The sequence below is a fragment of the Granulicella mallensis genome (assembly GCF_014203225.1).
GTDB classification, from domain to species: domain Bacteria; phylum Acidobacteriota; class Terriglobia; order Terriglobales; family Acidobacteriaceae; genus Granulicella; species Granulicella mallensis_A.
On the sequence record NZ_JACHIO010000007.1, the window covers coordinates 42198 to 53371 of the forward strand.

The window sequence follows — 11174 nt, forward strand, 5'->3', positions numbered from 1 at the left end:
TACAGCTGAAATAGCATCGAATCGGTTCATTGCCATAATCTGCTGTTTGCGGCGGCCATGTTCTCGGGGCCGATCAAACCGTGCAACGGATCAGCGCAACCAAGGAACGGAGTTCCATGCGTCGCAACATGCCGAAGGCTAGCTTGGTACGGCGTCGCAGCAACAGCAGTTGGTCGAAGCGTGACCCATACTGCCGGTAAAAGCGCGTCTCGGCTGCCAGTATCCCACGCAACCGTAAGGAGTTCTTAAGAGCCGTGTGCACATCCTGGGACTTGCTCTCCAGTTGATGTGGCAATGTCGCATGGAGCAGGAATATTCGTCGTTGCTGTATTTGCAGCCGCGCAAACATCGCGTGATCGAGGTAGTCCAGCGGATAATCCAACGGGAAACCCTGGGCCGCGCGAACCGCCTCGACACGCAGCAGCGACCCGGAGTTATATACGCGCACGTTCGGCTCTATAAGGCCGAAACGGTCGCCGAAACTCTGCCGCGACCGGCTCCCGTAGGGCCAGTGCGGCGACAGAACCTGGCCGTCCTGGACAAGCTTCGGCACGATGGCACCTACATCTGGCCGTTCCCTGAGGTCACCTGCCATCTGCAATGCTTCGGCTAAGTACTCTGCGGTGACTGTTGTGTCCTGGTCCAGGAGCAGTAGCCAGGAAATGCCCTCCCGTTCCGCCTGCTCGAGCGCATACTGGTACGCCACGGCCAAACCGGGATTAGAGGGATCGTGGCGATAGGTACAGGCAAAAGGGATTACTGGAAGCTCGTGTGCAGCCGGTGAGTTATCGTACACAACACAGGCGATTGGTATCCCTGGGGCCTGGTCAACACTTCGCACTAGTGACTGAAACGCCGGACTCTCGTGAGGTGACAGCCGGTACAGCACCACCACGACAAGCACCTCTGTCTTGCGCTGCTGCTGCAATCCTGCATTCGTCATGTGGCCGATTCGCAGTTACCGCGCCTCGACGGAATGCCTGCTCCCCGCTGTTTCCCTATGAAAGCGCACATCGTGCTTATTATAGTGAAATGGGATTCGCCTGATACATCCGCTTGGCCGGGCGGCTCACTGCTGTAGTCGCTCGCCAATTAGAATGGTTTTTGAGATGTCTGCATCCCTAAACTCTGGCGCAAAGTCTATGCGAGCCGAACAGGCCGGTGCGGTTCCGGCCATCGGTCTCGCCATCCCTACCTATAATCGCAGTGATGTGCTCCTGCGCTGCTTCGAGCACCTGGAATCGCAGACCTGGAAGGATTTCGAGCTCGTAGTGGTGGACGACGGCTCCACGGATGAGACGCCTCTGCTACTGGAGCAGTATGCGGCGCGCACCACGCTCCGGTTCCGCTATGTACGCCAGAAGAACGCCGGACCCGCCCGTGCACGGAACCACGCCATCTCACTGCTGACCTCACCCGTGTGCCTGATCATCGGCGACGACATCATGGCCCGCCCGGATCTGGTGGAGAAGCATCTCGCCTTCCACCGATTGTTTCCTCATCGATCCGCCTTCGCGCTGGGCTACAGTCGATGGGGATATGAAGGCCAGACGGTTACGCCCTTTATGCGTTGGCTGGAAGAGGGCAGCAATCTCCAGTTCGCTTATCCCGATCTGCTCCGAGGGGAGCAGCCCACCTGGAAGCACTTCTACACCAGCAATCTTTCCGGTAAGACCGAGCTCCTGCATGCGAATCCCTTTAGCGAGAGCTTTACGCATGCCGCGATGGAAGACATCGAGCTTGGGTATCGTCTTGCGCGTCGTGGCGAACTAGAGATGCACTTTCTGCCGGACGCGGTGGGCGAGCACATCCATCCCACCGATGTCGTCCGGTCATGCCGCCGCATGATGACCGCAGGGGCCGCGACGCAGCAGTTATTTCGTGCTTGGCCGGAGCTTGAACCGGCTCCGTCTTCCACCAGTTGGAAAGGCTGGCTGCGCAGGCGCATCCTAGAACGTGGCATTAGCTTGGAAGTTCTACGGTCGGCTGCCGACATCCTCACACGCTTCCAATGCCCGAATGTGCTGCTCAAGCCGGCGCTACTGCTGCATCATGAGGCGGGCCTGCACCAGGCTCAGGCCACTGATAGTCTTCGCAAGCAGCTTCTATAGAATGGAAAGCGGGATGTCGATGCAGCCGGAAGATGGATTGGAGCAAACGGCCTTATCGCCGCTGCACCCGGGACCGGCGCTTCTCGGCAGCGCATGGGTCATCCGGGGACGGCGGATCACGGGTATCGTGACCAGCTTCCTGCTCGGGCAGGGGGCGTCCCAGGCGTTGACGCTGCTGGCCGGCCTCTTTCTCGTACGGCATCTCAGCACGCAGTCGTATGCGCAGTTCGGCTTGACTAGCGGCTTTCAGACGATGTTCCTGACGCTAATGGATCTTGGTTTTGCCGGAACAATTGTCCCAATGGTGGGCGACCGGAAAAATGACCGCGCGCTGGTCGGTCGCCATGTCCGCGCGGCGAAGCATCTGCGTGACCGCGCCTTCCTCGGGATCGCGCCCATTGCTGCCTTTGCGTTTCTCGGTCTGATGCATCGCCAGCACTGGTCCTGGAGTGTCCAGGCTATTCTTCTGTTCTCTGTGCTGTTGACGCTCTATTCCGGCGGCAAGGCTTCTTACTTCGCCGCACCGCTTTTCATGCATGGCAAGCTGCGTTCCTACTACGTGCTTCAGGTGCTCGCGGCTGCCGTCCGGCTCGGCAGCTATGTAGTTCTGGCGCTTACCGGAGGCCTGAACGCTTGGGTTGCAGCGGTCATCGCCGCACTGACGACCGTCTTGACCGCTGAATACTTTGCGCATCAGGCCAAGCCGCTGATGGACTGGCCTGCCGGCGATGATTCCGCGACCGAGAAGAAGATCATTCGCTACATCATGCCGGCCGCGCCGGCGATGATTTTCGCCGCTTTTCAGGCCCAGATCACCCTCATACTGATTAGCCTCTTCGGCGGCCAGACCGCTTACATCGCGCAGGTGGCCGCGCTCGGTCGCATCGGCCAGGTCTTTACTGTGCTAGCGACCTTCAACTTAATCGTAGTGGAACCTTATATTGCCCGGCTGAACCATCGTCGCCTGCTGCCGACCTTTCTGATGCTTACCGGTCTCGCCTGTCTTCTCATGATGCCGATTGTCTGTGCGGCGTTTGCATGGCCGCAGGCGTTTCTGCTCCTGATCGGCCCCAAATACAGCAGTCTGCGCGATGTGCTGGGCTGGGTCATTCTGGCAGCCGCCATCAACTACATCGCGGGCCTGATCTGGATGATGAACCGGGCCCGCACCTGGGTCTTCTGGTCCGGTTCGTTCCTGGAGGTGGGGCTCCTCATCACGGTGCAGATCGCCTTTCTTGTGGCGGTCGGTATAAAGAACACGCGTGACGCGGTCTTTCTCGCCTTTGCCGCCAGTATCTGCGTGCTGATCGCACACATCTATGTGGCGATTTACGGACTGTGGAAGACCCACCGCGACCATCGCGCCGACGTTCCGCTTTCACTTGCCGGCGACTAAAGCAGTTTCCCGCAATGACGTTCTGCGAACGAATATGCGCCGCCTATCATGCCGGAGTTCGATTTTAAAGGGAAACCTGCGTAACGGATGTTCCGTCACGCAGGTTCTCAGGTCTTGAGGTTCCTTGACCTCTACTTAGCAGCTTTAACGAGCTACTAACGCTTTTTCGCTACCAAGATGTCTTGGTGATTTGTTATTTCAAGACCCTGAGGCGGCGTATGTCCCGACCAGGCTCCCATCAGCAGCTGCTGAGTTTGCAGGCCTACCTGGTCCTGAACCGACTGTAGCCAGTCCCGACTGACGGCAAGGGCGTCTTCCGGAATGTTCGGATTGGTCGTCCGGCAATCCTTCAGCACATGGTTGAAATTGGACTTGGTTTCGCCACGCTGCATTCGGGCCAGGATCTCGTCGTCGTAAAGAAAGTAAGACGCCGCGAGTGTCCCGCCAGGCTTAAGCACACGAGTAATCTCAGACATATAGTGCGCGATGTCTTCCGGAAACATATGGGTGAAGACCGACCACAGTACCACCATATCGAACGATGCATCAGGAAAAGGCAGAACCAGTTTCCCTGGAATGAGAGCCCCTTTAGGGTTGTAGAACTTGTTATAAATATCTTGTTGCAGGAAAACGAAGCGCTGATTCTGCGAAGTTACATTGCGCAACAGCCAATCGATTCCTCTCCGATCAAGATCCATGCCGACATAAAGCGCGTTGCTGTTCAGGTAGTCAAGCAGTGGAATTGTCTTGCGGCCGATACCACAACCGATATCGAGGATCGCATCATCGGGTTTCATGCCGGCGATGTTCTTGTAAAATCCAAGCGTCTCACGCCCCTGCTTCAGAAAGAGCTCATAGTCTCGAGGTCCGTCGAACATTAGCTTTAAAGACGGAATAGGGCCACATCCAGTGGGGCTCTTCGTCGTCCAGTCCCGTATCACCCAGGGAACATCCCTAATGTAGTTGAAGACGGAAGTGGGAATGGTGTTCTTGAGGGCTTGCTTGATGCTCATTCACGATCCTAAAAAGTCAAATTTACTTTGAGCCGCTGGTTTACCTGAGCCAGTATAGTGGCTCAGGCGTGGAAGAACGCCAGAGTTCGCTCAGACCTCGACGGATGGGGTTCCCCAGAGAAGTTCGGCCGAATCGCATGAGCCGAATGTAAGGGCCAGGGCTGGGACAGTTCGATCTCTGCCTTCGAGGCCTTTTGCCGCGATCTAGCCGCGGCAACCAGGGCTAATGAACAGAGCCGACCTGTATCTATGGTCTGACCGCAGATGCACGGAGAGTTTTGAGCAAGGTCCAGGCGGCGCCGAAGACAAGACCGATGATGAGGCCAAGTGCCGACAGAATTGTGCGGTGTGGACCGGATTTTGTGTCGGGCACGGTGGCTTGATCAAGGACCTGAAGAGGCGAATCCTTTGCTTCGTCAATGCGGGCGACCTCATATTGGCGGGCGATGATGTCGAAAAGCGTCTCGTGATATTTGACGTCGCGAGCTTTGCGAATGTAATCCAGCTCGAGTTCCGGGACCTGAACGGTGGAGAAGCGTCCGAACTGGCGCTGCCCCTGGCCGTTTTCAAGCTGAGAGGTCTGGGTTTGGAGGCTGGCGATCTCGTTCCGGAGCCGGATTACGTCGGGATTCTCGTCTGACTCGTCATGCAGCAGCGAAGCAAGCCTTACCTGGCGCTCTGAGGTTTGAGACCGGAGTTGAGCCAGGGTCTGGATCTCTGAGGAGGTCTGGCCAGCAGGCGCAATGAGACCGCTTTTCTCCTGAGTCTGTTTGAGTGCGACCTCGGCGTTGGCGAGCTCATCTTTTTCCTTGGCGAGGCGCTGTTCATAAAAGAGCCGGCGCTGCGAGCTTTCAGTAAGAGCAAGACCGGTCGTTGTCGACTGCAGAGCCTCCAGGTAGCCGTTGGCGAGATCTCGTGCACGCTCGGGGCTCTTGTCAACGACGTTGATGATAACGATGGGGTCCTTGGTCCCCAGGGTGAAGGTGCTGTTTTTCTCAAGGATGGTCTCAGCTACGCTCTCTTTTTTTACCTTATAGACATCCATGAGATGGAAGCGCTGAATGAGGTTCCTGGCAATGGTGTGGCTTTTGAGGACGCCGACGTAAAGATCTCCTTGGCCTTTACCGGCGAGGAGGCCGCCGGCGCCCAGAGCGGAGAGTTGGCCCATGATGGCGGCAGAGCTGGCGCCAGCGGAGTTGGAGCCGGGCGGCACGAACGAAGTGGTCGCTTTGTAGGTGTTAGGCAGTAGAAAGGCGAAGATGGCAGCCAGAACGAAGGTGACCAGGCCGCTTAACAGAATAGTCCTGCGTTCGGCGAAGAGAATGCTTAGCATTGTGTTAAAAGAGATCGCTTCGGGCTCCAGCGAGGTTGGCAGGGAGGATTCGAAGGTAGGCTCTTCGGGAGTTGGTTGCTGCATTGTTCCGTGCATGGCTCCTGCTTTTCTGAGTTGCGCTTTCCGTGCCGCAGTCTGCTTTGGGTTACTGGCGCCCAGGTCCTAAGGGGAAAGCGCTTCTCTGCTATCGTAAAAGAAACAAAGCCATCAAACATGGACGCTTACATAAAAGCGAGTATGGCGACAATCTTCAGGGAATTGACTGGCGCAGGTTCTCCCCGGCCTGTAGACGGTGGAGCTTTTCATCTGAGCACCGCAGGGGGCGGGCATTTGCAACCCGGCTGTCTGCGCCCCACTCGGCGAGCAGCCTCAGGGCGGCGAAGTTGATGCCGGCAATCGGAAGAAACACAATCGGGTTAGATAAACCACCGGCAATCCATGCCATGAGCAGAAGCAGGATGCTCACCCGCTCGAGGGTTCGAACCTGACTCTTCCACCACAGTGTCCGGTAGTAAAAAGCAGTGAGCAGGGCCAGGAGCAGCATTCCGACGATGCCTAGCTGGCCGAGCAGCGCTAGCAGCTGCACTTCATACGTATAGGGATTGTCATCCGACCGGATTACCTGATGGGTAAAGCTACCGAAACCATGTCCCCAGAGCGGCGAATCCTGAAAGAAAGGGACCAACGCCCTGATCTGTTCGACTCGGATGTCGTCTGATCCGCCGGCGAGATCGGCAGAGAAGCGGAGCTGGTAAAGATCGATGAGAAAGGGCAGGCTCAACAGAACCGACAGGCCCAGCGCAGACGCGAGCACGAGAGTGAAGCGGTCTTTTTTGCCCACAAGAAGCCCAAGCACAAATGCGAGTGCGGTAAAACCCCAAAAATAACGCGAAAAACTTATCAGAACTGAAACAAACAGCAGCAGCATCAACACGGCCGAGCGAAAGCTGCTGAGGCCCAGACGGTCGCGATAGCGAAGTATCACATAAATGCAGAGCGGGACGAGTTCATCCGACATGAACTGGATTCGCCCGAAGAGATCGCCGATATCCATGGTCATGAGGTCGACGCCGAAGATCTTATCGACAGAGGAGACAACTTCGGTGATGGACACGCCGGTGCGGAAGGCGTACAGAATGATGCCGAACTTGAACAGAGCAGCAGCAGCTTCAGAATAAACAACGATCTTCACGAAGCGGAGAAACTGTCGCTCGCTCTGTCCACAGAAAACAAAGACAAGCCAGCAGGTGAGGAAGGTGAGAAAGATGTCGAGGTATTGGCGCGCAGCACCGGCCAGCTCAATACCCTGGCTGAGCCCAAGGACCATCCACAGCAGCATGGTGGTCGGGACGATGACCATCAGAACGATACTCCCGCGCGAAGCCTGGCCACGGCGAAAGTAGCAGTAGACCGCCATCGGCAGCATAAAAGCGTAAAGCGGGGTCTTCAGATTGATGCCGTACATCGAACTACTTGGCAGAGAGATCGTGAGAAAGACGTACAGGCCGAAAAGAAATTCAAAGCCGCGCTCCAGAAATGGCGAAAAATCCAAGCGTGCTACTAAGGGTGCTGCCGGAGCGGCCATACCAGAAAGCATACCGCGATGACTCTCTTGGCGAAAGCATGAACGAGCGCATCGGGGCCACGCGCATGTGGCCAGGACTGTCCAGACTCGCGTAAGAGCTATCATGATGCAGTAAAATGAATGGATGCGTATCGCAGATAACGACATTCAACGGCCGTCAGCTAGCAGCCTGCTTGCGGTAGTTGTCGTTTACAAGCTTTGTCCAAGCAAGTCTTCTACACTGCAAACTCTTCTCGCTACAGCGAAAAATGTATCTTCAGAAGAACTTAATTTGAAGATCGTTGTTTGGGACAACACTCCCGGCGGTCAAGAGATTGAAAAGCTTCCGGATGGAGTATCGTACGTATCGGCACCTGAGAACCCCGGATTAGCGCTGGCCTATAATCACGTGCTGGCGCTGGCCGAAGCGGAAGGATACGAATGGCTGCTTACACTGGATCAGGATTCGCTTTTGCCAGCTGATTTTCTGAAGAGGATATCGGATCTCACCTGTAAGTTAGGCCCGGTAGAGAAGATTGGGGCGATCGTTCCACAGGTGATTGCGGGTGGCCGTATTATGTCGCCTTTTCACTTCATCTTCAAAGCGATTCCCCGGTTGTTCCCTCGAGGATTTGTAGGTATCTGGAAAGGCGCGGTCTATGCCGCCAATTCCGGAGCTGTTTTGAGGGTGAATGCCGTTCGTGAGATTGGTGGCTATGATCTCATGTTTCCGCTTGATCTCAGCGACACCAGTCTCTTCCATCGCCTCCACGCTTCCGGCAAACAGGTGTTTATTTCCGGAGATCTCTCGATGGGGCATGACTTCGCTTTACATAATAAGCAAACTCGCATGAGCATCCAGCGGTATGATGCCTCTCTTCTGGACGACTGCGCCTTCTGGGACATGTACATGGGGCCGCTCGCGCGGTTTGAACGCGTCGTGCGGTTCTCCGTTAGAGCTCTTAAAGAGCTGTTTACACCTGAAGCCGCCGATTTTCGCAGGCGGACCGTTTTGGAGTTGAGGCGGCGACTCTTCACGACAAGGAAGGCGCGGATCGCTGCGTGGCGTACATGGGCGACGCGACGGCGCGATGAATCCTCGGCGAGCACGCATCTGCAACAGCGTGCTATCTAGCTAATCCGCGCGGGAAGTTTCCTGTGACAAGGTGTCCATTGCTATTCAGACCCCGAATGTTTCTGTAGGATAAGAGAAGCATCTGCCTAACTTCGGGAGTTTTGTGGCAAAACGGAGATAAATTCCCGGCCTGTGCTCTCCAGTACTTCCCAGACTGTTTCAAGTACTGACTTCATCTGGATCCGACGAACACACGCATATTCATCGGCACCGCCGAAGCATGTGGGCCGGTTGTAGCAGGGGTAGCAGCTCAATCCCGGGCCAGCGGCTAGAACCGTACTTCCGGGAGGAGCCCACGCCGTTGCGTCGTTAGCTCCATTTAATAAAATCGTCGGGACGCCCAGAGCGTAGGCAACGTGCGAAGCAGAACTGTCGGGGCAGAGTAACACGCGCATTCTCGAGACTGCTGCAAAGTAGTTAGAAAGGCTGCCTGTCACGATGCTTATCCTGGAGGCATCCAATTGGCAAAAATGCTGAGTGAGTTCTTTTGCCTCTGAAGGGGCGCCGAATACGTGCACGTCGATCTCGTTCTCGATTAAGGCCTTTGCGACCAGGTTCCATTTCTCTAATTCCCATCTTCTCCAGGGTTGACTTGCCATGGGATGAATTCCCACCGCTCGCTCCAGAGGATTCCAGGTGATCCTCTTTTTTCCGGGGGTGTAAAGCGCGGGTTTTTGAGCCGTCCCACTGGTCACGGCCGTTCCTATGATCGCTGCCGCGTCATGGATATTGGGTGTAGTACTCGGGATGGTTATAGGCCGGTTTGCCAAGCGAATGATCGATGGTCGAATTGTTTTACGACATGGGTGATCAGCCGCCCACGCTGGACTCCAGTTGTTCTTGCGAGTGATAACTCGTCCTATAAACTCCTCGCGGAAATCACCCGTAAGATTGACAACGTCTGTATACCCTTTGCGACGCAACTTGTTCATTAAACCAGGGAGTACCAGCGCCGCCTTTAGTCCAAAATCGTGAAGTGAGCTCATCGGAAGGCGGCCCGTAATGATCTCCTCTACATGAGGATTATGGGCGAATATCTGAGCAATCTCTGGCCTGGTTAAAACATCGATTTTCGCCGCAGGGAAGCCATGCGCAATGGTCTCTACTAGTGCGGTGCTTATAACAGCGTCCCCCAGATTGCGTGCTTGTATTATCAGTACCCTCTGTTGACCTGTCATTGACACACCCTCACTAAATGCAGCCTAAACCTATAGTTTAGACGACTCCTTCGGGGCTCGCCTGTTCATCGGCAAGAACTCACGCTTTTGCAGATGATTCGAGGAGGCAGTGGTTTTGGCCGATGCCCTCGCCTTCGATTAGGAGAGTGATCTCGTGTTGAAAATCACTTACCTGAGCGACGACCAGACGCTGGCCTGCACACTGTGATCGCTAGCGGCAGAAGGACACCGCCCCTCTGCGTCACCGCGAAGAATTTGACAAGGCTTACGGCAGATCCTTGGCCCTGCACCGCACCTGTCTTAGACGCGCCCGACCGGAAACTCCCTGTAGTTGGATAATTCTTCTAGAATACCTAGTGTTGCCATGAGCCAGACCCAGCCCGCCTTATCCGACCAGGTTCTTCGTATCTCCGTTGCCATGTGTACGTACAACGGCGAACGTTATCTGAACGAACAGCTGCAGAGCTTCGTCGACCAGCACCGGCTACCCGATGAGCTTATCCTGTGCGACGACGGCTCCATCGACAACACTCTTTCTCTCGCGGAAGAGTTTGCCCGCCATGCTCCCTTTCCGGTTCGTATTGTGCGCAATGCCGAGAACCTTGGCTACAGTCGCAACTTCGCCAAGGCGATCTCGCTCTGCTCGGGAGAGGTGATTGCCTTATCCGATCAGGACGATCTGTGGTATCCGCAGAAGCTGGCGCGGCTGAGGGAACTTTTCAGCGCCCATCCTGAGGCAGAGGGAATCTTCAGCAACGGAGACCTGATCGATCGTGAGTCCCATAAGCTTCCAGGGGACCTTTGGGCGAGCTTTCGCTTTCGCGACGTGGATCAGAAACGGCTGCGCTCTGGCCACGCGGTTGATGTGCTGCTGCAGCGAAACGTGGTCACCGGCATGGCCTTCGCCTTTCGCCGGACCTGGAAGGATGAGCTCCGGCTTATGCCTGCGAGCTGGCCGCATGATGCATGGCTGGCTCTCCTGATGGCTCAGGCAGGGAAGCTGCTGGCCTGTCCTGAACATCTTGTGGCATATCGTGTCCACGAGAATCAAAAGATCGGCGTTCCCATTACCTCAGCACAAAAGCGGAGCTATATCCTGCAGCACGGTCTGGGCGGCTATCTCGCGCTCTCGCGCAAGCGCAATCAGAAAGACTACCGCGCGTCTGCCGAGCTGTTTGAAGATTTGCTCAGAGTAGCCACGGCTGATTCATCGGAAGATCTGCAGAGGAAGCTGCTTCAGATTCGAGGCCAGATCCAGGCCAAAGTCGATCATGCCCGTACGAGCGCGGCGCTGCTCGACCTCAGCCGGCTGCGTCGCTGGCCACACGTGCTTCGGCGCAAAAAACACTACGAACGTCACTCTCCCACAGGCGTTCAAGCCATGATTCGGGATCTGCTTCTCTAACTCGGCAGGCATAGGTTCCAAAAAGCCGAAGTGTGGCTG

Annotated in this window: 9 protein-coding genes; 4 read left to right on the forward strand and 5 right to left on the reverse strand. The window is 56.0% G+C overall.

The window, feature by feature from the left end; translation table 11 throughout:
• Positions 1-73: 73 nt before the first annotated feature.
• Positions 74-943, reverse strand: coding sequence for a hypothetical protein (locus tag HDF15_RS09375; protein ID WP_184254932.1), 870 nt, complete (start codon positions 941-943; stop codon positions 74-76).
• 199 nt (positions 944-1142) lie between these two features.
• Here HDF15_RS09375 and HDF15_RS09380 point away from each other — a divergent pair, with 199 nt between their 5' ends.
• Together HDF15_RS09380 and HDF15_RS09385 are read left to right on the forward strand one after the other, a co-directional pair.
• Entirely contained in the window at positions 1143-2111 is a 969-nt protein-coding gene (locus HDF15_RS09380; protein ID WP_184254934.1) for a glycosyltransferase family A protein, read from the forward strand.
• 13 nt (positions 2112-2124) lie between these two features.
• The gene (locus tag HDF15_RS09385) at positions 2125-3507 is read left to right on the forward strand and encodes a lipopolysaccharide biosynthesis protein (RefSeq protein ID WP_184254936.1); all 1383 of its coding nucleotides are present in this window, start codon (positions 2125-2127) and stop codon (positions 3505-3507) included.
• A 155-nt stretch (positions 3508-3662) separates the two neighbouring features.
• On the opposite strand, the gene HDF15_RS09390 is transcribed toward HDF15_RS09385, so the two are convergent.
• The 3 genes from HDF15_RS09390 to HDF15_RS09400 form a co-directional block, all read right to left on the reverse strand.
• Positions 3663-4520, reverse strand: coding sequence for a class I SAM-dependent methyltransferase (locus HDF15_RS09390; protein WP_184254938.1), 858 nt, complete (start codon positions 4518-4520; stop codon positions 3663-3665).
• Positions 4521-4767: 247 nt separating this feature from the next.
• The gene (locus tag HDF15_RS09395) at positions 4768-5937 is read right to left on the reverse strand and encodes a GumC family protein (RefSeq protein ID WP_184254940.1); all 1170 of its coding nucleotides are present in this window, start codon (positions 5935-5937) and stop codon (positions 4768-4770) included.
• Positions 5938-6103: 166 nt separating this feature from the next.
• On the reverse strand, positions 6104-7450 hold the full coding sequence (locus tag HDF15_RS09400) for an O-antigen ligase (protein WP_184254942.1): 1347 nt from the start codon (positions 7448-7450) through the stop codon (positions 6104-6106).
• A gap of 112 nt (positions 7451-7562) precedes the next feature.
• On the opposite strand from HDF15_RS09400, the gene HDF15_RS09405 reads away from it, so the two are divergent.
• Entirely contained in the window at positions 7563-8552 is a 990-nt protein-coding gene (locus tag HDF15_RS09405; protein WP_184254944.1) for a glycosyltransferase, read from the forward strand.
• Between the two features lie 86 nt (positions 8553-8638).
• Here the strand turns inward: HDF15_RS09405 and HDF15_RS09410 are convergent, their stop codons facing one another.
• Complete coding sequence (locus HDF15_RS09410; RefSeq protein ID WP_184254946.1) at positions 8639-9730, reverse strand: glycosyltransferase family 9 protein; 1092 nt, start codon at positions 9728-9730, stop codon at positions 8639-8641.
• A gap of 364 nt (positions 9731-10094) precedes the next feature.
• Between HDF15_RS09410 and HDF15_RS09415 the strand changes: the two genes are divergently transcribed.
• Complete coding sequence (locus tag HDF15_RS09415; RefSeq protein ID WP_184254947.1) at positions 10095-11135, forward strand: glycosyltransferase family 2 protein; 1041 nt, start codon at positions 10095-10097, stop codon at positions 11133-11135.
• Positions 11136-11174 lie beyond the last annotated feature (39 nt).